This window comes from Acidithiobacillus ferriphilus (assembly GCF_028215975.1).
GTDB lineage: Bacteria > Pseudomonadota > Gammaproteobacteria > Acidithiobacillales > Acidithiobacillaceae > Acidithiobacillus > Acidithiobacillus ferriphilus.
Genome location: NZ_CP116458.1, coordinates 1,646,649 through 1,667,800, shown reverse-complemented (window position 1 = coordinate 1,667,800; position 21,152 = coordinate 1,646,649). Strand labels below are relative to the sequence as shown.

The 21,152-nt window shown below is 56.8% G+C and carries 21 protein-coding genes and 1 pseudogene; 13 read left to right on the top strand and 9 right to left on the bottom strand.

What is annotated here, in order from left to right; translation table 11 throughout:
• Nucleotides 1-10: 10 nt before the first annotated feature.
• The 3 genes and pseudogenes from PJU76_RS08480 to proB all read left to right on the top strand — a co-directional run.
• Nucleotides 11-388, top strand: a pseudogene (locus PJU76_RS08480) (integrase core domain-containing protein); the annotation flags it as partial.
• 431 nt (nucleotides 389-819) lie between these two features.
• Nucleotides 820-1,143 carry a helix-turn-helix domain-containing protein gene (locus PJU76_RS08475; protein WP_271779169.1) on the top strand — a complete coding sequence of 108 codons (324 nt, stop codon included), beginning with the start codon at nucleotides 820-822 and terminating at the stop codon, nucleotides 1,141-1,143.
• 328 nt (nucleotides 1,144-1,471) lie between these two features.
• Complete coding sequence (gene proB / locus PJU76_RS08470) at nucleotides 1,472-2,665, top strand: glutamate 5-kinase (RefSeq protein WP_271779168.1); 1,194 nt, start codon at nucleotides 1,472-1,474, stop codon at nucleotides 2,663-2,665.
• Here proB and PJU76_RS08465 read toward each other — a convergent pair.
• Entirely contained in the window at nucleotides 2,625-4,745 is a 2,121-nt protein-coding gene (locus PJU76_RS08465) for a mechanosensitive ion channel family protein (RefSeq protein ID WP_271779167.1), read from the bottom strand. The two genes, proB and PJU76_RS08465, sit on opposite strands and share 41 nt — an antisense overlap.
• A gap of 623 nt (nucleotides 4,746-5,368) precedes the next feature.
• On the opposite strand from PJU76_RS08465, the gene PJU76_RS08460 reads away from it, so the two are divergent.
• Nucleotides 5,369-5,650, top strand: coding sequence for a hypothetical protein (locus tag PJU76_RS08460; RefSeq protein WP_271779166.1), 282 nt, complete (start codon nucleotides 5,369-5,371; stop codon nucleotides 5,648-5,650).
• A 50-nt stretch (nucleotides 5,651-5,700) separates the two neighbouring features.
• Complete coding sequence (locus tag PJU76_RS08455) at nucleotides 5,701-5,988, top strand: hypothetical protein (protein ID WP_271779165.1); 288 nt, start codon at nucleotides 5,701-5,703, stop codon at nucleotides 5,986-5,988.
• Nucleotides 5,989-6,023: 35 nt separating this feature from the next.
• Here PJU76_RS08455 and PJU76_RS08450 read toward each other — a convergent pair whose 3' ends face one another.
• Nucleotides 6,024-6,848, bottom strand: a complete 825-nt coding sequence (locus PJU76_RS08450) for a ferritin-like domain-containing protein (RefSeq protein WP_271779164.1) — start codon at nucleotides 6,846-6,848, stop codon at nucleotides 6,024-6,026.
• 167 nt (nucleotides 6,849-7,015) lie between these two features.
• On the opposite strand from PJU76_RS08450, the gene PJU76_RS08445 reads away from it, so the two are divergent.
• From PJU76_RS08445 to PJU76_RS08415, 7 genes are all read left to right on the top strand, one after another.
• Nucleotides 7,016-7,669, top strand: a complete 654-nt coding sequence (locus tag PJU76_RS08445; protein ID WP_271779163.1) for an L-threonylcarbamoyladenylate synthase — start codon at nucleotides 7,016-7,018, stop codon at nucleotides 7,667-7,669.
• Nucleotides 7,670-7,702: 33 nt separating this feature from the next.
• A complete protein-coding gene (locus PJU76_RS08440) occupies nucleotides 7,703-8,362 on the top strand; it encodes a site-2 protease family protein (RefSeq protein WP_064218224.1) in 660 nt (219 codons plus the stop codon).
• On the top strand, nucleotides 8,362-9,573 hold the full coding sequence (locus PJU76_RS08435) for a tryptophan--tRNA ligase (protein WP_271779162.1): 1,212 nt from the start codon (nucleotides 8,362-8,364) through the stop codon (nucleotides 9,571-9,573). The genes PJU76_RS08440 and PJU76_RS08435 overlap by 1 nt, the downstream gene beginning before the upstream one ends.
• Nucleotides 9,554-10,390 (top strand): segregation and condensation protein A, encoded by an 837-nt coding sequence (locus tag PJU76_RS08430; protein WP_271779161.1) that lies wholly within the window; start codon nucleotides 9,554-9,556, stop codon nucleotides 10,388-10,390. Before PJU76_RS08435 ends, PJU76_RS08430 begins: the two co-directional genes overlap by 20 nt.
• Nucleotides 10,383-10,886, top strand: a complete 504-nt coding sequence (gene scpB, locus PJU76_RS08425; protein ID WP_271779160.1) for an SMC-Scp complex subunit ScpB — start codon at nucleotides 10,383-10,385, stop codon at nucleotides 10,884-10,886. Before PJU76_RS08430 ends, scpB begins: the two co-directional genes overlap by 8 nt.
• A gap of 137 nt (nucleotides 10,887-11,023) precedes the next feature.
• Nucleotides 11,024-11,899, top strand: coding sequence for a 23S rRNA pseudouridine(2605) synthase RluB (rluB, locus tag PJU76_RS08420; RefSeq protein ID WP_271779159.1), 876 nt, complete (start codon nucleotides 11,024-11,026; stop codon nucleotides 11,897-11,899).
• 9 nt (nucleotides 11,900-11,908) lie between these two features.
• Nucleotides 11,909-12,607, top strand: a complete 699-nt coding sequence (locus PJU76_RS08415) for an endonuclease III domain-containing protein (RefSeq protein ID WP_271779158.1) — start codon at nucleotides 11,909-11,911, stop codon at nucleotides 12,605-12,607.
• Between the two features lie 23 nt (nucleotides 12,608-12,630).
• Here the strand turns inward: PJU76_RS08415 and PJU76_RS08410 are convergent, their stop codons facing one another.
• From PJU76_RS08410 to PJU76_RS08390, 5 genes are all read right to left on the bottom strand, one after another.
• A complete protein-coding gene (locus PJU76_RS08410; RefSeq protein ID WP_271779157.1) occupies nucleotides 12,631-12,891 on the bottom strand; it encodes a GlsB/YeaQ/YmgE family stress response membrane protein in 261 nt (86 codons plus the stop codon).
• A 181-nt stretch (nucleotides 12,892-13,072) separates the two neighbouring features.
• Nucleotides 13,073-13,633: an HdeD family acid-resistance protein gene (locus tag PJU76_RS08405; RefSeq protein WP_271779156.1), complete on the bottom strand. Its 561-nt coding sequence runs from the start codon at nucleotides 13,631-13,633 to the stop codon at nucleotides 13,073-13,075.
• A gap of 12 nt (nucleotides 13,634-13,645) precedes the next feature.
• Nucleotides 13,646-16,171, bottom strand: a complete 2,526-nt coding sequence (gene glgP, locus PJU76_RS08400; protein ID WP_271779155.1) for an alpha-glucan family phosphorylase — start codon at nucleotides 16,169-16,171, stop codon at nucleotides 13,646-13,648.
• 13 nt (nucleotides 16,172-16,184) lie between these two features.
• Nucleotides 16,185-17,189: a 2-hydroxyacid dehydrogenase gene (locus tag PJU76_RS08395; RefSeq protein WP_271779154.1), complete on the bottom strand. Its 1,005-nt coding sequence runs from the start codon at nucleotides 17,187-17,189 to the stop codon at nucleotides 16,185-16,187.
• 148 nt (nucleotides 17,190-17,337) lie between these two features.
• On the bottom strand, nucleotides 17,338-18,258 hold the full coding sequence (locus PJU76_RS08390) for a beta/alpha barrel domain-containing protein (RefSeq protein ID WP_271779153.1): 921 nt from the start codon (nucleotides 18,256-18,258) through the stop codon (nucleotides 17,338-17,340).
• Between the two features lie 470 nt (nucleotides 18,259-18,728).
• Here PJU76_RS08390 and PJU76_RS08385 point away from each other — a divergent pair, with 470 nt between their 5' ends.
• Nucleotides 18,729-19,133, top strand: coding sequence for a hypothetical protein (locus PJU76_RS08385; RefSeq protein WP_271779152.1), 405 nt, complete (start codon nucleotides 18,729-18,731; stop codon nucleotides 19,131-19,133).
• Between the two features lie 139 nt (nucleotides 19,134-19,272).
• On the opposite strand, the gene PJU76_RS08380 is transcribed toward PJU76_RS08385, so the two are convergent.
• Both PJU76_RS08380 and PJU76_RS08375 read right to left on the bottom strand, forming a co-directional pair.
• Nucleotides 19,273-20,232 carry a 1-phosphofructokinase family hexose kinase gene (locus tag PJU76_RS08380; protein WP_271779151.1) on the bottom strand — a complete coding sequence of 320 codons (960 nt, stop codon included), beginning with the start codon at nucleotides 20,230-20,232 and terminating at the stop codon, nucleotides 19,273-19,275.
• Nucleotides 20,229-21,152, bottom strand: a complete 924-nt coding sequence (locus tag PJU76_RS08375; RefSeq protein WP_215849062.1) for a bifunctional enoyl-CoA hydratase/phosphate acetyltransferase — start codon at nucleotides 21,150-21,152, stop codon at nucleotides 20,229-20,231. Before PJU76_RS08375 ends, PJU76_RS08380 begins: the two co-directional genes overlap by 4 nt.

Genomic DNA, 21,152 nt, shown 5'->3' with positions numbered 1-21,152 from the left:
CAGCTTTCCAGCCTTGGAACAAGCGCTACACGCCCGACAACCGCAGCGGGACCAATCCCTGATTCACCACAGCGACCGTGGTACGCAATATGTCAGCATCCGCTATACAGAACGGCTTGCCGAGGCTGGCATTGAACCCTCTGTGGGGAGCAAGGGAGATAGCTACGACAACGCCCTGGCAGAAACCATCAATGGACTGTACAAGGCCGAACTGATCCATCGTCGTGCGCCCTGGAAAACCAAAGCGTCCCTGGAACTGGCCACCCTGGAATGGGTGCATTGGTTTAACCATCACCGACTTCTGGAACCCTTGGGATATATCCCTCCGGTAGAAGCTGAGGCACAATATTACCAGAAACTCGCCCGTCAGGCCGGTAAAGCGGCATGACTTACATTAATCAGCCTCCACCAAACCCGGGGCGGTTCAATTCTGGGACGGTGGCAGTCCGAATGACCGTCTGTCCTTAAATGATTTGTGACAGGACTTGATTTTGTGCGGGAATCCCGTATAATACAATCCATGCGCACTGTGATCGAAAACCCCGACATTCCAGAAGCAGGCGGAAAAGCTGTGGTCGGAAGACGAGCGGCTGGTCTTCATCGACTGGATTGCGGCGAATCCGCTAGTCGGGGACGTGATCCCCGGTGCGGATGGAGCACGCAAGGTTCGCTGGGGCCGTGCCGGGTCTGGCAAATCTAGCGGTGTGCGGGTGATCTACTTCAACCTGACAGAGCAGGAAGTGGTGCTGCTGGTAGCTGCGTATGCCAAGGCCGAACGCGCCAATATGCTTCCCGCTGAAATCAAGAAGGTGGTGTGACATGGGCATCAGGAAAATCGACGTTGAGAAGGTGGCAACGGCTATCGAGGCCGATGCCGGTGAAGCTCTGCCCGATCTGCGTCAGGCGCTCGCAGAGGCGAAGGCAGGGATTGGGCGTGTCACCACGCCCGAGCAAATCCTTGTGCGTCAAGCGAGGGAGAAGTCTGGCCTGACGCAAGCCGCATTCGCTGAGCGCATCGAAACCCCCGTGGCGACGCTGCGCGACTGGGAGCAGGGGAGATTTGCGCCGCCGGGTGGGGTGCTGTGCCTGCTTCGGCTTATCATCAAACATCCCGAATTGTCTCAGGAGTTGAGCGTGGCATGAAATTCGCTGGGCATGGTATTTTTCATGGCGTCGTCAGTAAATATTATTGCAACTCATTGTGTTGTAAATGATTTTTATACTCGATGATAATCGAGTGGGAATCGTCACCACTCTCCTCCCTTTGTGTGGCACTTCGCGTGCCTCGATATTATCGTTAATTCCTTTGTATTAGGAGTTAACGGGATAGTCGTGACACTTTTTGTGCTTCTATACTTGGTATATATACATAACTTGTGGTAACATAACGAAGATATTATGTTTTTTTTAAAAATTGGTCGCGGTTCTGCCCTTTAGGAGTGCTCTCGCTAGTATGAAGGATAGCAAAACCATGAAGATTAAATTACCGGAACTGTCCCGGGAATTAGTGCAGTTCAAGGCCCAACGCTGGGTGATTAAAATCGGTAGCAGTTTGCTGACGGATGACGGCAGGGGCCTCAATGTCGACGCCATCCGCAGTTGGGTGCGGCAAATTCTAGCGCTCCGTCGATCCGGTATCGAGGTGGTGCTGGTCTCCTCCGGCTCCGTCAGCGCGGGTGCTCAGCGTTTGGGTTGGACGGAACGCCCGACGACGCTGCAAGCGCGTCAGGCGGCTGCCAGTGTTGGGCAATCGGCATTGATCCATACCTATGAAGAGATGCTGCGGGAAGGGGATAGACCGGGCGAAGTTCCGCTGCATTGTGGACAGGTCTTGCTGACTCATGATGATTTGCGGAGCCGCCGTCGCTATTTGAATGCGCGATCCGCGTTGCGGACGTTGCTGGATATGAATGTGTTGCCCATCATCAACGAAAACGACTCGGTCTCTTATAACGCGATTAATCTGGGAGACAACGATACCCTGGCGGCGGTCGTGAGTAATTTGCTCGATGCGGATCTCTTGGTAATTCTAACGGATCAGGACGGCCTTTTTGACGCCGACCCAAGGTGCTATCCCGATGCCCGGTTGCTGACAGAGGTGAATGCCGGGGCAACCATGCTGGAGCGCATTGCCGGAGGTGGGGGATCAGGTGTCGGTACCGGCGGCATGTTGGCGAAGGTGCGGGCAGCGGCTCGCGCCGCACGTTCCGGCACCTCTACCATTATTGCCAATGGCCGCTGCGAAAATGTGCTGTTGCGCCTGCAACGCGGTGAAGCGATTGGTACGTTTATACATGCACGCCTCCCTACCCTGGCGGCACGCAAGCGTTGGCTGGCCGGGCATTTGCGTGCGCATGGCATATTGCATCTGGATATCGGCGCGGCGCGCGCTTTGTTGCGTGACGGAGGTAGCCTGCTACCCGTCGGGGTCACCGCAATCGAGGGCAAATTTCGCCGCGGGGATCTGGTGCTCTGTAAAGATCCTTTCGGCCATGAAATCGCCCGTGGTCTGGTCAACTGGGATGCCCTGGTGGTCGCCCGCAGCCTCGGGAAAAACAGTAGCGAACTCGCTGATGATCCCGAAGCGGCGGAAGGTGTGCTGATTCATCGCGACAACCTCGTCGTCAACGACCTCCTGTCGGTTGAGCCAAATTCCCTTCCATAGGCAGAATCTGCTTGGGCATAATGTGGACGTCCTGCTGCTGGTGCGCCAGTACCACGTTATGACGGAGCAGGCTTTCCACCACGGAAGCCCGCAGGTCTGTTTGTACATTAAAGCTTTTGTTGCAGTCATCCAGATAAACGCGCAAATAGAATTGCAGCGCATTTTCACTGACGTCCAGCAAGAGTGCGGTGGGAGGAATGCCACGCGGATCATCCTGTAATACATCGGGATGTTTTTGACCTTCCGCTACCAGGATCTCCTTCACCAGGGAGATATCTGCATCGTGGGCAATGTTGAAGGGAATCATGAGGCGCAGCACACTGTTCGTATACATCCAGTTAGTCACCTGACCGGCAATCAATTCAGAATTTGGAACGAAAACCTCGGTGCGATCAAAAGTAAGGATCAGAGTGTAACGGATGCTCATTTTTTGCACATAGCCCTGGGTGGTGCCTACCTGAATCCAGTCACCGACCCGTATGGGACGTTCCAGAAGTAGAATCAGGCCAGAGACAAAGTTATTCACGATATTTTGCAGGCCAAAGCCAATACCCACGGATAATGCGCCAGCGATAATGGCGAAATTGTGCAGTGCCACCCCCGCGGTGGAGAGTGCGATGAGTATGGCGATAATGAATCCGGTATATCTGACGATGGATAATACCGAATGACGGGCCCCACTTTCCATCTGGCCAATAATGCGGGAATGATTGGCCAGATATTGCTGAATCACGGTATTGATGTTGAACAGCAGTATGAGCAGCAGGATGGCGATCGCCCAGCGAAAGGGCTGGATATGAAAATTGCCGATAGCGAAGCCGGTGATAAAGTATTTCCAGAGGAGCGTAAAACCGGCATGCGTCAGGCCCCAGGCATACAGGATGAACGCGGCGATCCCCAGCCACACGAAGCTGTGAGTGATGGTGCTCAACCAGGCGATCCATGGCAGTGGCTGGTCATTTTTAAGTTTCAGGCGGCGGCGCAGGAAACGCTGCCAATGACTGGAGGGTTGTGGCGGTCGAGACCAGAAATCGGTCAGTTCCCAGGAAAAAAAGAGGCCAATGCCAAAGGCGAGCAGAGACATCAGCAAACCAAAGAACAGGTAGTTCGATAGATTGCGATAGCCCAGGATGGTGAATGCCGCGGTGACCGTTAACGCCAGGAGTGTAAGTGCTCTGAGCAATGGGTAAATATGGAAGGGCCCATGCGCACCCGCCCTCCAGATCAGCCAAAATACCGCACCGAGTAGTGTCAGATGATATACGGAGTAAAAGAAGCCCTGGTGCGCCAGAGAGAGTGGGTCGTTGGGAGCTATGACGAGCCAAGCAAGGCCGAATGCGGCCAGAGCGGCAATGGATCGTAACCTGTGCAGCGTGGCACGTAGTGTTTGCGGTGGCCAGTCGAAATGTTGACTGAGCACTCCGGTGGGGCTTAATGCCAGCGCAAGAAACATGGCAGTAAAGGCGTAGCCACCCCATGTGACTAATAAGAGCATGATCAAGGGCGATAAGGTGTTGGTAAGAGCGGTAATCGCCGCGCTGGTGCTTATCCCCGCCAGTAAAGGCACGTAGTGATAGAACTTGTTTTTTGCAACGGGCGGAGGGTGCTGGCGGTGTATTTTTCTCGCCAGTGGCGCTCGAAGAAGCAGTGACAACGCAAGGACAACTACGCCAAGGCCAAAGGATATCTGCAGGCTTCTCTGCGCAAAAATAGATTGGCCATTCTGCATGAGCCAGAATTCCCGCTCACCCACCCAGGTGCTGACCGGGACGGATTGCAGAGCAAGCGCTTGTTGCCAGAGATTGTGATCACGCTGCAACAGCATTGCGGCATGCAGCGCTTCCTGCTTTTGGTGGATTTTCTGGGCCAGATCCGCACTGGCGATTGCGAGAACCTTGCAGGTGGCGAGTTCTCCGCTGAGGTTTTTTTTCTCGCCCTGTAGTTTTAGCCGTAACGTACTGAGATTCTTAGGTTCACCGGCAGTAGCGGATCCCAGTATACCCAGACTTTTATCTATTTGGCTGAGGTTGCCGCTCTTTTCGGTTATGCACTGGTGCGCGTTGTGGCTGAGCGCATCCACGGTTTTCTGCCAGTATATAAGATGTTGTAAGTCAACGTTTTTTGATAAATCCTGGTGTATCGATTGCAGCACCGCACTGGTCTGCGACACCGGTGTGCTGGAGGCGTATGCCAACCGTGGAAAAGTCAGTATGACAAGACATGTACCTAACAAGGATAAATAAGAAAAAATATGCTTTTTCTTGAGAACATTCCAGTTATTGATCCATAAAATGTCCGTCCGATGAATCACATGCCGCTCCTTTGCTGAAGCCATTTATGAAGCCATAAATGGGCATCGGGTTGCGTGGAAGGTCATTCTATCATAGGTGATGCTTGTGTGCTTCTGCATGCAGCTTGTTGTAGTCACGTGGCCACCTTGTTAGGTGATGATTTGCATGATGAAAACAAGAAGAAGAGGGTGTGCCGTCGGCATATGGCGACAGGTTGAAGGGGGGCGTGGTCCCGAGGCCCGACTTTATTTGCGGGGAGTGTCTGATGGAGGATGAATCTGCAAAGCGGCTGCGGCCTTTAATTTAGGTGTTTTGGCTTCCCCGCACGCCGTTGTCGTTGACCCTTCGGTATTTATGGCATGGAAAGTGCCTGAATGTAAGGTGTGTGATCATCATTGTGAGGGATTTGGTCATGAAGAAGCCCATTTACAGTGCTCTGCTTGTGGCGCTGATTGCCGCACCTTTCATCGCTTTGGGAGGTTTTGTGCGGGAGGTGACACCGCTGGATTCAACAACGGCTGTCCCTGCTCGACCGATGGTAACCAGTGGTCAGCGGATGGTTGGTGAGGCGCGGTTGGTGGTGGGGCATGTTGAGCAAGCGCACTGGCTGCTGCTCACCTCGGAGGCGTCCATTCACCCATCTTCATCTGCCCCTCATCATCAGGTGGTGTCTGTGGCGGTATGGTCCCTGTAGGCAGCGGGTGACTGTCCCCTTTTTGATTGAGAAATAATGTGGAGGAAATTATGTCTACTAACACTACTAACAAATGGCGTTTTCTGCTGTCAGCGACAGCATTAGGTGCGGGTATCCTGTTATTGTCGAACCCGGCGTTTGCGGATGGGGATGGCTGGGATGGCCCGGACATGAATTTATCTATCGGTGTCCCTGGCGTTATTTATTCAGCGCCAACTTATTACAGGGCACCGCCAGCTTATTACTATGCACCACCTCCACCCCCGCGCTGGTACCGGCGTCACGAATACCGCTGGCACCGTGAGCATGAGGACCGGGGCTGGGGTGATGATGATTGAGATGAGGTGAGGCGGCGCGCCCGTTGGTAATGCGGTTAATGGACGATGGCGCGCCGTGCGCTACGCGCTAGTAAAGGAAACGCGGCTTTTTGCAGCATGGGAGGTAAGGCGATCGGTTTAAGCAGCATTTTTATCGCCATATCGAAGGGGTAGTGATGACTTATCCAATCGCCCATGCGGCGTCGAAATGCCGAGAAATCCTCTGGAGAGAATTGTTGCCCAGGATTTTTTACTTCAAAAGCGTTTTTGAGGGCAAGATAACTGTCTTCCTGATCTGCCTCGGCTACACGTTTCCAGAGTTCGCGGCCGATGCGCCAGCGTGAATTTTTTTCACGCGCTTGGTATTGCAAAAAAAAGCGGTAGAAATATTTATAGTGGTGGATTTCGTCGGCGCGAATGCGGGCAGCGAGTTGGCGCAGTACGGCCTCCGGACTGGCCGCCTGAATCATCGTATAGAAGCTGGCCGTACCCGTCTCAACGACGCAGCGTGAAGCCATTTCCAAGGCATGTGTGGGTCCTAGTAACTCAGTGCGACAGTAGGGCACATAAGCATCTACAAAGCCCTGATAAGCGCGTTCCCAATCAAAGTCCGGCCATACAGTGAGCACATATTGGCGCAGTGCGTGCCCATGTTGTACCTCTTCGATCTCCCACTCCTGGCGTAACCACGCGGTGGCGTTTACATTTTCCTGATAGTAGTCCACCAGGTTACGGGTGTAGAGATCAGACAGCGTTTCTACGAAGGAAGCACCGGCTAATAGATAAAACCAGTCCATATTGCCGATGATTTTTTCTTTTTCAATAGCCGCGTAAGGGATATCGGCTAGAGACCAGGTCGGACGGACGTCATCTGCGGGCATTGTATCTGCCGCCTCCTTAAAATTCTGGCAGTGGAACTAACGATTGTAGCGCATATCTTGTTGTGCTGCCTCTACGACGACAAAGGCTGATGCCGTCCGTCTGGCGGGGTCGGGTGCGGCTGACGTATCATCTCCAAAGGCAAATTTGGGTCGTTAAGGAAGATGACATGGCGTTGTGTATAGAGCTGCATCCCGTGAATCCACAGCCGCGACTGCTGGTGCAAGCGGTTGAGGTGCTGCGTGCGGGAGGCTTGCTGGTCTATCCTACAGATACTTGTTATGCCTTGGGTTGCATGATTGCGGCGCGGGAGTCGCAGGAGCGGTTGCGGCGCATCCGGCAACTGGACTTGCAGCATGACCTTTCGCTCCTGTTCTCCAGTATTTCCCAATTGGCGGACTATGCCAAGTTGGACGATCGCGCCTACACACTGTTGCGCAAAACCTTGCCCGGACCTTATACCTTCATTCTGCCGGCTACCAAAGATGTACCGCGCCGTCTCGCTGACCCGCGCAAACGCAGTATTGGCGTGCGAATACCCAAAAATCCCTTATGCGAAAATCTCATTACGGATTTGGGGGAGCCATTGATGAGTTCCACCCTGCAACTTCCGGGCGCCAGTGCACCACTGACGGATCCAGACGAAATCTGCGAGGCGTTGGGAAATCAGGTGGACATGGTGCTGCTCTCGGGTGTGGGTGGAGTGCTCTGTTCGACGGTGGTGGATCTTCTGCAATGGCCGCCGCGAGTGCTCCGTGAAGGCTCTGGTGACCCAGGGTTGCTGGGCCTCAGCGTTGCCGTCCAGTGTCCCATGCCGCATTAGGTGGACGGGGCATTACGCTGATATACTGCACCCATGTTTGATGCCGCGCAATTTATCCGAACCCTGGCCATTTGGGCCATCCCCGTGCTCTTCGCCATTACCGTGCATGAGGTAGCCCATGGCTGGGTCGCCTGGAAGCGGGGTGATCCCACCGCTATGCTCATGGGTCGGCTGACCCTGAATCCGATTAAACACATCGATCCTTTTGGAACGATTTTGCTGCCGGGTATATTGCTTCTGTTTCACTCTCCTTTTCTCTTCGGTTACGCCAAACCGGTACCGGTCAATTTTGGCGGACTGAAAGCGCCTAAACGCGATATGGTGTTCGTCGCCATCGCCGGGCCGATCGCTAATTTGTTGATGGCCTTCTTCTGGACGCTGGTGCTGTGGTTGGGTGGACATCTTCCCGGTGTCTTGGCGTATATTGGCGAGCCCATGCAATTGATGGGCGAGGCGGGCATTATGATCAATGTCATTCTGATCATTTTTAATCTGATCCCCATTCCGCCTCTGGACGGTGGCCGGGTGGCAGTGGGGCTCTTGCCGGCATCGGCCAGTATTGCCCTGAGCCGGGTAGAGCCTTACGGGTTCATTATTTTGATTGTGCTGCTGTTTACCGGTGTACTGTGGTCCGTTCTGGGTCCTCTTTTCCTGTTGATGCGCAACTTTTTTCTGACGATCGGCGGTTTGTGATGAGCGAGATTATCGTTTCCGGCATGCGACCGACGGGGCATCTGCATCTGGGGCATTATCACGGCGTACTCAAAAACTGGCTGCGTTTGCAGGACACAGCGGAATGTTATTTTTTTGTTGCCGACTGGCATGCGCTGACCACCCACTATGAAACGACACAAGGAATCAGCGCGGCAGTCTGGGATCTGCTCATCGAATGGCTGGCGGTGGGAGTGGACCCGGACAAGGCCGTGCTCTTTATTCAATCTCACGTGCCACAGCACGCGGAGTTGGCACTTCTGCTGGGGATGCTGACGCCTCTGCCCTGGCTGGAGCGGATGCCGACCTTCAAGGATCAGCAAGAAAAGTTGCGGGAGCGGGATCTCGCTACCTTTGGGTTTCTGGGTTATCCACTGTTGATGACGGCTGACATACTGCTTTATGACGCCCACAAGGTACCGGTGGGGGCGGATCAGGTGGCGCATCTGGAGATCAGCCGGGAGTTGGCGCGGCGTTTCAACAGTTTCTACGGTCGTGATGCCGGCGCCACGGCGCAGGCGGAAAAGGGCCTGCAGGCCATGGGAAAGCGCGCGGCAAAGACGTTTGGCGCCTTACAGCAGCGTTTTCAGCAAAACGGGGATGCGCTGGCGGTGACCGAGGCGGTGGAGTTTCTCGAACAGCAGGCGGGGCTCAGCGCCGGGATGCGCGAACAGCTTCTCGCGCGACTAGAGGGCAAAGGTCGGGAAATTCTTCGTGAGCCGCAAGCGCTGCTGACATCTGCCTCCAAAATGCCCGGGCTCGACGGACAGAAAATGAGCAAGTCCTACGGCAATACCATTCCACTGCGCGCGGCGCCGGAAGTGGTTCAGAAGAAAATCCGTACCATGCCCACCGACCCGGCGCGAGTGTTGCGCACGGATCCGGGTACACCCGAAAAGTGTCCGGTCTGGGCCTTGCACCAAGTCTATTCCGGTCCGGAGACACAGTCCTGGGTACGTGACGGCTGTATCACGGCGGGCATTGGCTGTCTGGATTGTAAACGGCCGCTGATCGAAGCCGTGCTCGCTGAACAGGCCCCGATCCGTGAGCGGGCAGAGTACTGGGCGGCCCGGCCGGAGCAACTGCGGGAGATCGCTCAAGGCGGCGCTCAGCGGGCCCGCCAACGCGCCGAGCAGACGCTGGAGCGGGTGCGTGCGGCCATGGGTTTGGCCCATGAGCGGCGCGATCTCTGAGCCCAGTCCTTCGGCGCCGCCCATGCAGGTCCATGGGCGGCGCCTGGAAGCTCTGCCGGATGGCCTCTTCATCCCACCGGGTGCCTTGGAATTGTTGCTGGAAAGCTTTGCCGGTCCGCTGGAACTGCTGCTCTGGCTGATCCGCCGTAACCGTATGGATATCCGTGATATCCCGGTGGCCGAAGTGACCCGGCAGTATTTGCTCTACCTGCATGAAGCACGTCGCCGCAATCTGGAACTGGCGGCGGAATATCTGCTGATGGCGGCTTGGCTGGCGGAGATCAAGGTCCGCATGCTGCTGCCCGTGCCACCCGCAGCGGATGATGAAGACTGCGATCCCCGTCTGGAACTGGCACGCCGCCTGGAGGCTTTGGCTACAGTGCAAAGGCAAGCGGCGGCGCTCCATACCTTGCCCCAAGCCGGACGGGATTTCTGGTCGGTTTACCCCGCAACTCATTCTGCTTTGCCCTTGGCACCCCCGCTGGTGACCCTCGCCGATGTTGTAAATGCCTGGCAGGCGTTGCTTCTACGCCCGGCGCGCAAGCCACCTCTCGCCCATACCCTGACGAATCAACATATGGGATTACGGCAACGGATGATGGAATTACTGCTGCATTGCCGTCGAGAGCCACGCCCCTGGAGTTTCATCGAGATCTTGCCGCCCGCCGTGGATCGCCTGACTCTCGCCGTGTCACTGTTAGCCCTCTTGGAATTACTCCGACAACAGGCGCTGGCTTTGATAGACGACGAAGAAGGGGGGTGGCAGATTGCGGCGGTGGCCGTCGCCGAAGAACGCAGGGTAATATTCGATGCGTGAGGCACTCCTGGCGTTGTTTCTGTCCAGCGCTGAACCGCTCTCCCGCGAGCAGCTGGCGTCCATCTGTGACGATAATCCTGACTGCGCCGGATGGGAGGCGGAGCTGGATATCCTGCTGGCCGTTGGTGAAGGGGTTTTGCAACTCGTCTGTGTTGCGGGTGGCTATCGCCTGCAGATTCATCCGCGCCACAACGCCATCCTGGCACGTCTTCACGTCGAAGCGCCACGGCCTTTATCCAAGGCGACACTGGAGACCTTGGCCGTGATCGCCTACCAGCAGCCGGTAACGCGACCGGAAATTGAGCACTGGCGGGGAGTGGCCGTGAGTGCACAGATTATGCAGCAGCTTCAGGATCGGGGCTGGATTATGGTCGCCGGGCACCGTGAAACCCCCGGTCGACCCGCACTCTGGGTAACGACGCCCCAATTTCTTGAACATTTTTCTCTGGCCTCGCTGGCCGGGTTGCCAACGATCATAGGGCGAGACCCATCGTAAGGCTTCCTGACCGCTTCACGGTTTCTTGAAAACTACCCCGCCTTGGTGGTTTGCGGGTAGTTTTTGTAGGTGCGAGAGCGCGAACGGGATATGATCCAGGAAGTATTTGTCGCAGCTTGTGTGGGTTTTGGAGAAATATGGACGAAAAATTGCAGAAGGTACTTGCTCGTTTTGGCCTGGGGTCCCGTCGCCTGATGGAGGAATGGATTGCGGCAGGGCGTGTGGTGGTGAATGGGCAGCCCGCCAAACTGGGTGATCGGGTGACGGCACAGGACAAAATTGCCGTTGATGGGGCGGTATTGCGGATTCCCTCCTGGGTGCGTCCACGTCTGCGCGTGCTGCGCTATCACAAGCCGGCCGGGGAACTCACCACCCGCAGTGACCCCGAGGGCCGCCCCACGGTTTTTGATCGCTTGCCGCGGTTGCGCGGTAGTCGTTGGATCACGATCGGGCGTCTCGACTTCAACACCGAGGGTTTGCTGCTGCTAACCAATGATGGTGATCTGGCTAACGCGTTGATGCATCCGCGCGCGGGCATCGAGCGTGAATATGCCGTCAGGGTGATGGGGGTGGTGAGTCCGGAGCAGCAGGCCAGCCTATTGCAAGGCGTACCGCTGGAAGATGGCGAAGCGCGTTTTGCGACCTTGCAAGAGACCGGTGGTGAGGGCCTCAATCGCTGGTATCACGTCACTCTGACCGAGGGGCGTAATCGCGAAGTGCGACGACTCTTCGAGGCCGTTGGCCTGACCGTGAGTCGTCTGATCCGGGTGCGCTACGGGGTGGTGGAAATGCCGCGTTTGCTCAAGACCGGTTACTTTGACGAGTTGTCCGACGAAGAGCGCGAAGCTTTGCTCGCCAGCGTGCAGTGGGTCAACCCCGCGACGCCGCCCTCTGACCAGGCGGAACGGGGGACCGAGGCGCCTGAACCGCGCAAAAATAACAGTCGGCGAGAAGCCCGACAGGGGGCACCGCGAGGCCGAACGGGGCAGGGACGTCGGGTGGTTCGGGGTTAGTTCCTGCTGATGCCGGGGAAAAGAGGTTGGTTAGTCGTATTCGGGGCGCTGGAAGCGGCTTTCGGCCCGCAGGAGTGGTGGCCCGCGCAGTCGCCATTTGAGGTCATGGTGGGTGCAGTTCTGACCCAGAATACCGCCTGGCGCAATGTCGAAAAGGCGATTGCCAACCTGCGGGCGGCCAATGCCCTGAGTGTGACGGCCATCCTGACACTGTCCGAAAGTGACCTGGCTGAACTGCTCCGGCCATCCGGATTTTATCGGATAAAGACCAAACGCCTGCTGGCCTTGTGCCGGTTTCTAAAGGCGCGGGGGGTGGACGCGACGCCGGAACAACTTGCCCAGCAGGTGGCTGGGCCGGAATTGCGTCGAGACTTGCTGGCGGTCCACGGTGTCGGTGAAGAAACGGCGGATTCCATTCTGCTCTATGCCCTGGACCTCCCGGTTATGGTGGTGGATGCTTACACCCGCCGGATTGGAGGTCGCTTGGGTTTGCTGGAGGATCATCTTTCTTATACCGAGGTGCAGGCTGCCATCGAGGCTGAGTTGGAGCCCGGCGACGTGGCGATACGTAATGCGCTGCATGCCTTGCTGGTCTCTTTGGGTAAGGATTACTGCCGGCCTCGCCCGCGCTGCGATACGTGTCCGCTCCATACGCACTGCGCTTATGCGGCAGGACAAGGCCGCCCTCGTCAACCAGAACAGCCATAACATTCATGTGGCTGGGGCTGGGTTTACATCTTTTTGACGAGCTTGATGATGCTCAGGAGGATGACCGCGCCGATGAAAGCCACAGCGATGGCGCCGATAATGCCGGCCCCGAAAAGTCCTGCCAGGCCGAAGAAGATGAGCACGAAGCCGCCGATGAACGCACCGATGATGCCAACGATGATATCTCCGATAATCCCAAAGCCGCGTCCCTTGATCAGCAGTCCTGCCAGCCAGCCCGCAACGCCGCCAATGACGAGGAAGGTGATGATGCTCAGGAGAGTCATAGTGGAGGGTCCTGTTATGAGTTTGGATATTCACCTTAGCAAAGTATGGCGGGGATCTCTACTTCGAAATGTGTCTTGCATAAGTCTGGTAACGAAAATTTGTGGCCGTATTGGCGGCGTAAACTTTATGAAACAGGATGGAGGCTGCACGTCTTTGGTGCAGGTGGGGGTGAGCACCATCCTATTTGTTATCTCCGGCAACCGCATTGCGGAGCATCAGCAAAATGATGCCATCAAAAATCAGATTTACGCCCACAAAGATGCCGACCAGAATAAGCGAGCCCTGCGGCCAGGTAACAAAAAACAGAATGGCTATGGCAATATCGATCACCCCGCTGAAAATAAACCACCCCCGTCCGTGATGGCTGGCGTGGGCGTTAGATTGAGTGAAGTTGCGGTAGGCATCCATGACGAAATAAAGGATGAACATCAGACCGATGGCAGCGATGCCGGCGTTGGGCAGCGCAATCATGACGCCGCCGGTGGCGAACAGAAGCACTGGCTTAAGCCAGTCTGCCAACTGGTGCTGATGCATCTGATAACTGTGGATGAACCAGGTGAACCCGGCCAGAATCAATACGGCTGCCAGTACCCCATCGGTTGCGGCAGACAGAATGACCGGACTTAGTAGTCCAAATATCCCTACTATTATCAGTATCATGGCAATAGGCAGGACGTATTTCCCGAACATCTTGCGTTCAGTCTCGACGATAGTGGGAAGATCGGGAATCTGATTATTCATGAAGTTATCCTCTCAGCGATACCAGAGTATCTCGGTACTTTCCATGGGAACCATGCATCCTTCGCGATGCGGGATGATCCTTGGCGTGAAACTTTCGACCGCGCTATGGGCCGGAACTGTACAGGTGTAATTGTAGCTGTTGATGGCCCCGGTTAAGGCATCTCCGCGCGTCATTGCATAGATTTCAGGATTTTGTTCTCCGTCGCCACTGGCAAAGAGCTGTACTGCCACAGCGTCGGCGTCGAGATCGTCGAGATACACATGCACCTGGAAATGATGTCCGCCCGGGTCACTCTGTACATCCAACTCGCCGAAATGCAAGCTTTGCCAGTGTTGACGGATATCATGTTGCCATTGGCAGATGCCTTCAACGATGGCGCGTTCACTGCGCGCGCTGAGCAGGCGCGCGGCTGGTGCATAGAGGGTCGACACGTATTCCTGCAACATCCGGTTGCTGCTGAATCGCGGGGTCAGGCGACTCATGCTCTCGCGGATTTTGGCGACCCAACCGCAGGGGCAACCGTTGGCATCGCGCTGCTGGTAGAAGAGGGGCACGACTTCTTCTTCCAGCAGGCGGTAGAGTTGTTGCGCTTCCTGCTGATCCCATTTCAGGTCGGCATCGTGCTCCTGACGGTCACCCAAGGCCCAGCCGGTCTCCGGGTCATAGGCTTCGGCCCACCAGCCATCCAGTTCCGAGAGGTTGAGACCGCCGTTGACCAGTACTTTCATGCCACTGGTGCCGCTGGCTTCCCAGGGGCGGCGGGGGGTATTGATCCACAAATCGACCCCCTGCACCAGATGTTCGGCTACCAGCATGTCATAGTCGGCGATGAAGACCATGCGTCCGGTCAGGTCGGGGTGTTGCTGAAGAAACTGGGTCCACTGCTGGATCATGACCTTACCGACATCATCCTTGGGATGGGCCTTGCCAGCGATCAGTAATTGTACGGGGTAGTGCGGGTTGTTCAGCAGACGGTAGAGGCGATCCGGATCGTTCAACAACATATTGGGGCGCTTATAGGCGGTAAAGCGGCGGGCGAAACCGATGGTCAGGGTATTGGGGTCGAGCGCCGTTTGGGCGTTTTCACAATCCTGATCGGGGGCGTGCGCTGCTGCCAGTTGTTTTTGCAGACGCCGTCGGGCGAAGAGGATTACCCGCTGGCGCGCGGTGCTGCGCAGTTGCCAGAGATCATCATCGGAGGTCTGGCGAAAGTCGGCTTCGATATCCTTTAAATCTCCCAGCCAGCGTGCCTTGCCGCAGTGGTTAGTCCATAAGGCGTCGGCTTCAGCGGAATCCCAGGAGGGCATATGCACGCCATTGGTGACATGAATGACGGGAACCTCGTCCTCGGGCCAGCGGGGAAACAAGGATTGAAACAAATGACGACTGACGGCCCCATGCAGGCGACTGACGCCATTGACGATCAGGCTGCCGTGAATGGCGAGCCACGCCATATTGAAGGGTTCATGCGTGTCTTCGGGATTTTCCCGACCGAGAGCAAGGATCGTCTCCACGTCTACGCCAAAGGCCCCGGGGGCGCCAGCGATGTAACGCGTCAGCAGTTCCGGCGGAAAGCGATCGAAACCAGCGGAGACAGGGGTATGGGTGGTGAAGATGTTGCCGGCGCGGGTGGCGGTGAGTGCACAGGGGAAGCTGGTACCATGATCCTGCATGTGACTGTAGGCACGAGCGAGAATGGCCAAAGCGGCGTGCCCTTCATTGAGGTGACAGATATCCGGCTGAATACCCAAGCGGCGTAGTAGCATCCAGCCGCCGATACCCAGACAGATTTCCTGCTGCAAGCGGTTCTCGGGGCCGCCACCGTAGAGTTCGGCGGTGATACCGCGATCGGCAGGGGCATTGAGGGGGTCGTTGCTGTCGAGCAGATAGAGGGTGACGCGCCCCACTTGTGCCTGCCAGGCGCGAAGGATGACGGTGCGGCCCGGGAATGGCAATTCCAGACGGAGCCACTCGCCTTCGGCATCGCGTACCGGAGTGACCGGCATCTGAGTGGGATCATTGTAGGGATAGAGTTCGATCTGGCGACCGCAATCGTCAAGACTCTGACGAAAATAACCCTGCTGCCAGAGCAGGCCGATACCGAGCAAGGGGATGCCGAGATCACTGGCGGTTTTCAGGCAGTCACCGGCAAGGATACCAAGGCCACCCGAGTAGATGGGCAGGGACTCGGAGAGGCCAAACTCCATGCTGAAATAAGCCACCTGGCTGAAGGGCGGGTGGGGATAGGTTTCGCTGAACCAGCCTTTCTGGGTGAGGTGTTCATGATGTTTGCCGACGAAGGTGTCTAGCTTCGCGATAAAATCTTTATCTTGGGCCAGGTGCTGGAGCGTGTCGCCGCTAATATTTTGCAGAATTAGCCAGGGATTGCGAGTTTGCTCCCAGAGTTCTGGCGCGATCTGCTGCCAGAGTGTGTCGGTGGCGTGGCTCCAGGACCAGCGCAGGTCGATGGCGAGTTCGCCGAGGCCGCTCAGTGATTCCGGGAGTTGGGGGAGCAGGTGATAAGGGGCGATGATCACAAAGGTCTCCGATTCATTGGGCTGTGCGGTTGGCAGAGACGAGGTTTGGGCTGTCCCTGCCGGTGCTGTAGTCGTCGAGGTTTTGAATCGTGGTGTTCGCGATGGTCTTCATGGCCTCACGGGTGAAAAAGGCCTGATGGCCCGTGATGACGACATTGGGAAAAGTGAGCAGCCGCTCGAAGCTGTCGTCGCAGATGATGTCGTCGCAGTGATTCTTGAAGTACAGATCAGCCTCCTCTTCATAGACATCCAGACCGATTGCACCCAGGTGGCGGCTTTTGAGTGCAGCTATGAGTGCCGTTGTATCGATGAGCGGGCCACGGCTGGTATTGATGAGCATGGCCCCTTCTGGCATCAGGGCGAAGCGTTCCGCATTCATGAGGTGCCGGGTTTCCGGAAAAAGCGGAACGTGGAGACTGACGATCTGGCTTTTGGCGAGCAACGTTTCCAGCGATACATAAGCAACTCCCAGTTCCTGACAGGCGGGGTTGAGGACGGTGTCGTAGCCCAACAAGTGACAGCCCATGCCATGTAGAATCCGTGCGAGTGCCGTGCCAATTTTGCCGGTACCGACAATGCCCACCGTCTTGCCGTGCATGTCAAAGCCCAGCAAGCCATCGAGGAGAAGGTTGCCGTCGCGTACCCGGTTATAGGCCTTATGCAGATGCCGGTTCAGGGTCAGCATGAGACCGACCGCGTATTCGGCGACTGCGTAGGGAGAATAATCCCGCACCCGCATGACGGTAACGCCATGCTTTCCCGCGGCAGAGATATCGACATGGTTGAATCCGGTGCTGCGCAATACCAGCAGCTTTGTCCCGAGACGCGCTATGGTTTCCAGGGTTTTTGCGTCCAACGTATCATCGACAAACAGGCAGAGGGCGGGATAGCCCTGGGCAATGAAGGCGGTATCGGCATTTAATGCCGTCTCGACGAAGACCAACTCGTGGCGCCCGTCGTTGGCAGCGCTGAGGAACTGTTGATCATAGGGGCGAGCACTCGTGACTAAGCAACGCATGATTTCTCTCCTTTGGATGCAGTTGGAGCGGTGCCCAGCTCTGCAGTACGCAGCAACTGGTTGTGTGCTGGCCACCCGCTTGTTTTCGGCGCATCGGACGCCGGACCGATGGTGCAGACAATTTTGCGGCGCCGCGTCGGTGGTTTCATCATGCGTTTGGATTCAGCAGTTTGACCGCTTCATCGACACCCTGATTGTGGACGACAATGGCGTGGATGGCTTTGCAGAAGTTGACGGCATCGGGCTGGCTGCGCTGATGGACATTCCGGCCGGTGGCGCAGCCTTGTGTGCTACCCACATGAATCTGTTCGTAGAGGCGCTGCAGAAACTCCGGCGCATCGGTTTCCGACCCCCCCGCGCAGACGACCTGCGTGCGTCCGGCGGCGGCTACCGCTTCACCCAGGAGCGTGCCGTCCATGGTGCCAACCGCATTGAGTGGTGGGTTGATCTTGACGAAGTCCGCCCCGAGACAGGCTGCCAGACCCGCGGCACCGGCAATGAGATGCGGGTCCTGCTCGCGTTCACCTACGGCCTTGCCGCGCGGGTAGGCCCAGATGACGGCCAGCAATCCCATGGCATGGGCATCCTGAATGATACGTGCCGCTTCACTGAGCATGGTCGGCTCGAACTCAGAGCCAGGATAAATGGTGTAGCCCACCCCAACCACCCGGAGACCGGAATGGCTCACAAAGTCGTGGACTTGCGCCATGCTCTGCCACTGCAGACTGACCGGATCGCGTTGCGCACTGTTGATCAGATGGGTTTTGCTGTTGAGCTTGAGTAGATAGGGCGTATTCGGGTAATCCATGCCGTAGCGGGCAATGAGACCCATTTGTGCGGCAAAGCAGCCCACGGGCGCTTCACCGGCTATGCGAAACAGATGCTCCGGGTCGGAATCGTCCGTCGCTACATGGCCGCCGATAAAATCGTCGTTGAGATGTTCGACTTTCTGATCGCCAGCCATCAGGAACAAGCGTCCGCTGTCCTGGGTGGCGAGACGATAGTTTTCTGTCCAGCGGTGTGTGCTTTCGGCGGACATGCCGAGCGGTGCTTGAGCAATTTTAGGCATGCGGGGCTCTCTATGGTATGGGCGGCTTCGTCCATCAGTATAGAACAGTCGGGGATTTTGAGTGCTCCAGCGGATGATCCTGTAACCTCCCGTGGGGATCTGAGTGGTTTCAGCAGGAATGACGCAATGCTACGGCAAATTAGTGTAGACAATGGGCTACAATCATAACAAATTGTTTATTATGAAATATATTATAATTATTTTGATGATCGTCGTTATGAGGCGACAGGTTTCCAGGGCGATATCCTTGATTATCCCGGCCAGGCTCATGATGAATCTGGAAAAAACAAATTTATACAATAGATTATCATAAATGGCACGAATTCTGCTAATTGAATGCGTGGGAAAAATTCCCACAAAACAGTAACGGTTAAGAGGATTGTTCCCCCTCACTCGTTGCTGACCCACGCCGGGAAGCAGGCATGCTGGTGAAAACCTTTTTGGGACCTTTTTGGAAAGAGGAGCACGTTATGATGTACAAAGGCAGATTTACAGCATCTATCCTGTTGGCGCTCGGTCTCACGGTTCCGGTCTTGTCCTGGGCCGAAGGGACCCTGCTGAATCTCAGAAACCAGGCCGAAGGTTCTCCTGCGGCCTTGCAGCAACTGCAGAACCAGGCCGATACCGGAAACAGGGCTGCCGGATATTATCTGGGGACGCTCTATGACCCTGGCCTGAAATTGGGGCATATCGAAAAACCCGACTGGGTCCGGGCGACCTACTGGTACGAAAGGTCTGCACGGGCCAAAAGGGACCCGGTGACCTGTTATCCCAACAAGGCGGTGGCCAGGACAGCGTCCGGGATCGGAGCCTGGTGGCGTATCGAAGCGGAAGAGAATATGAACGGCGGCGATAACGATAACGGGCATTGCTAAAGGCCCGTTATCCTGATGCGCCGGGAAGGTGCGCGCTAATTCCCCCGTCTGATTCGCAGGACAAATGATCGATCGGTCTTCCATACTTCCCCCATACTTCCCCTTGGCCCTCTTCGCGAGGGCTTTTTTGGGGGTACTCTCAAATGTTGAGCACGCGCGCCTCGGTCATCTGCAGCAGTTCGTCCAGATCATTATGGGAGAATATCTCTGTGCCCGGCCGGGCAGCCGTGCCGCTGCCGCAGGCGACGGCCAGACGCAGGGCCTCTGCCGGACTTTGGCCGTGGACCAGCGCGGCGACGAGGCCGGCGACCATGGAGTCGCCCGAGCCGACCGTCGACTTCACCTGAATGGGAGGTGCCTTGGCGAAATAGCTGCCATCGGGTCCGGCCAGCAGTGCTCCGTCGCCCCCCAGGGATACACAGACATACTGCACTCCTTCCCGCTGCATGGCGCGCGCCTCCTTCGCCACATCCTCCAACCTGGGTAACTCGCGCTGGCGCAGCAGGGAGAGTTCATAGCGGTTCGGTTTGATCAGGAAGGGGTGATGGGGAATGGCGTGTTGCAGGAGGGCGCCATGGGCATCGACAATGGATTGTCCGCCGCCGGCGCGGACGCGATCGACCATATCTCCGTAGAAATGGTCATCCACGCCGGGGGGAGCGGAGCCGGTGAGTACCGCAAAGCCGTCTTTGCACAGGCCCAGAAAGGTTTCCCGGAGTTCGGCGAGAATGAGTTCTGAAACCCGCGGCCCGATGCCGGTGATTTCAAACTGTGCGGCGGGGTCACCCTGCAAAATGGTGGCATTAACGCGGGTTTCTCCCTCCACCTGCACGCAGTGGGAATCATCCAGTTGATGCTGCAGCAGTTTTTGCAGCAGTTCGCCGATGTTGCCGGCCACGACACAGCAACTGTGGGCGTAGACCAGTAGCTCCTTGAGGGCGCGGGCGACATTGATGCCGTTACCGCCGGGATCGTAGCGGGTGGATGTAGCGTGACTTTTCTGATCCTCAATCAGGTGCGCCACCTCGTAGGCGATGTCTACGGCGGGGTTGAGCGTCAGGGTGGCGATGGGCGGGCGGTGGACGTTGCTTTCGGTCATGGCAGCATCTGGAGACGATGATAGTGCACCAGCGCCGCCAGCCCGGCGGAAACCAGGCGAGCACGGGCGGGATCGGCGCGGGAGGTGAGGATAACCGGCACCCTGGCGCCCATCACGATCCCTGCCAGCGTCGCCCCGGCCAGATATTCCAGATCTTTGGCGAGGATATTGCCGGACACCAGATCGGGCACCAACAGAATATCGGCATCTCCGGCCACGGCACTCTGTATCCCTTTGATCTCCGCCGACTCTTTGGAGATGGCGTTGTCGAAGGCGAGGGGTCCGTCCACCAGCGCGCCGGTAATCTGCCCGCGTTCCGCCATTTTCGACAGGCAGGCGGCATCCACCGTCGAGACGATAGCGGGATTGACTACCTCCACTGCCGAGAGAATGGCGGCCTTGGGTTGCGTAACATCCAGAATCCGCGCCAGATCAATGGCGTTTTGCAGGATGGCCGCCTTGGTGGTCAGGTCGGGTGCAATATTGATGGCGGCATCAGTGATGAGCAGGAGTTTCGGGTACGTCTTGATATCCGCAACAAAGACATGGGAAAGGCGCCGATCCGTGCGCAGTTTGGCGAGAATGGGGTGGAGGAAGGCGTCGCTATGCAGGTGTCCCTTCATCAGCGCCTTGGCCTCTCCGGCAAGCACCAACTCGACACCCTTTTCCGCGGCGGCTTCGGCGCCGTCGACGTGGATGATGCGAAAGTCGGGACAGACGCTGGAATCGTGCCCCAGCTTGGGCAGCAAACCACGAATTTTGTTTTCATCGCCGATGAGGATGGGATCTACGATGCTTTGCAGTTTTGCCTCGCAGGCACCGCGCAGAACATGCTCCTCGGCGGCATCGACCACGGCCACGGGGATGTCGTTCAGGGGGGCGACCGCGGCCAACAGCGCATCAAAATGGGCATAGGGCAT

What these genes read in the sequence shown, in the direction of transcription:
- PJU76_RS08415 (WP_271779158.1), top strand. Translation starts at nt 11,909, where the DNA reads ATGCCGGGGAAAAGAGGTTGGTTAGTCGTATTCGGGGCGCTGGAAGCG.
- PJU76_RS08435 (WP_271779162.1), top strand. Translation starts at nt 8,362, where the DNA reads ATGAGCGAGATTATCGTTTCCGGCATGCGACCGACGGGGCATCTGCAT.
- PJU76_RS08380 (WP_271779151.1), bottom strand. Translation starts at nt 20,232, where the DNA reads ATGACCGAAAGCAACGTCCACCGCCCGCCCATCGCCACCCTGACGCTC.
- PJU76_RS08410 (WP_271779157.1), bottom strand. Translation starts at nt 12,891, where the DNA reads ATGACTCTCCTGAGCATCATCACCTTCCTCGTCATTGGCGGCGTTGCG.
- proB (WP_271779168.1), top strand. Translation starts at nt 1,472, where the DNA reads ATGAAGATTAAATTACCGGAACTGTCCCGGGAATTAGTGCAGTTCAAG.
- rluB (WP_271779159.1), top strand. Translation starts at nt 11,024, where the DNA reads ATGGACGAAAAATTGCAGAAGGTACTTGCTCGTTTTGGCCTGGGGTCC.
- PJU76_RS08405 (WP_271779156.1), bottom strand. Translation starts at nt 13,633, where the DNA reads ATGAATAATCAGATTCCCGATCTTCCCACTATCGTCGAGACTGAACGC.
- PJU76_RS08460 (WP_271779166.1), top strand. Translation starts at nt 5,369, where the DNA reads ATGAAGAAGCCCATTTACAGTGCTCTGCTTGTGGCGCTGATTGCCGCA.
- scpB (WP_271779160.1), top strand. Translation starts at nt 10,383, where the DNA reads ATGCGTGAGGCACTCCTGGCGTTGTTTCTGTCCAGCGCTGAACCGCTC.
- PJU76_RS08475 (WP_271779169.1), top strand. Translation starts at nt 820, where the DNA reads ATGGGCATCAGGAAAATCGACGTTGAGAAGGTGGCAACGGCTATCGAG.
- PJU76_RS08390 (WP_271779153.1), bottom strand. Translation starts at nt 18,258, where the DNA reads ATGCCTAAAATTGCTCAAGCACCGCTCGGCATGTCCGCCGAAAGCACA.
- PJU76_RS08375 (WP_215849062.1), bottom strand. Translation starts at nt 21,152, where the DNA reads ATGCCCTATGCCCATTTTGATGCGCTGTTGGCCGCGGTCGCCCCCCTG.
- PJU76_RS08395 (WP_271779154.1), bottom strand. Translation starts at nt 17,189, where the DNA reads ATGCGTTGCTTAGTCACGAGTGCTCGCCCCTATGATCAACAGTTCCTC.
- PJU76_RS08445 (WP_271779163.1), top strand. Translation starts at nt 7,016, where the DNA reads ATGGCGTTGTGTATAGAGCTGCATCCCGTGAATCCACAGCCGCGACTG.
- PJU76_RS08430 (WP_271779161.1), top strand. Translation starts at nt 9,554, where the DNA reads ATGAGCGGCGCGATCTCTGAGCCCAGTCCTTCGGCGCCGCCCATGCAG.
- PJU76_RS08440 (WP_064218224.1), top strand. Translation starts at nt 7,703, where the DNA reads ATGTTTGATGCCGCGCAATTTATCCGAACCCTGGCCATTTGGGCCATC.
- PJU76_RS08455 (WP_271779165.1), top strand. Translation starts at nt 5,701, where the DNA reads ATGTCTACTAACACTACTAACAAATGGCGTTTTCTGCTGTCAGCGACA.
- PJU76_RS08385 (WP_271779152.1), top strand. Translation starts at nt 18,729, where the DNA reads ATGATGTACAAAGGCAGATTTACAGCATCTATCCTGTTGGCGCTCGGT.
- PJU76_RS08450 (WP_271779164.1), bottom strand. Translation starts at nt 6,848, where the DNA reads ATGCCCGCAGATGACGTCCGTCCGACCTGGTCTCTAGCCGATATCCCT.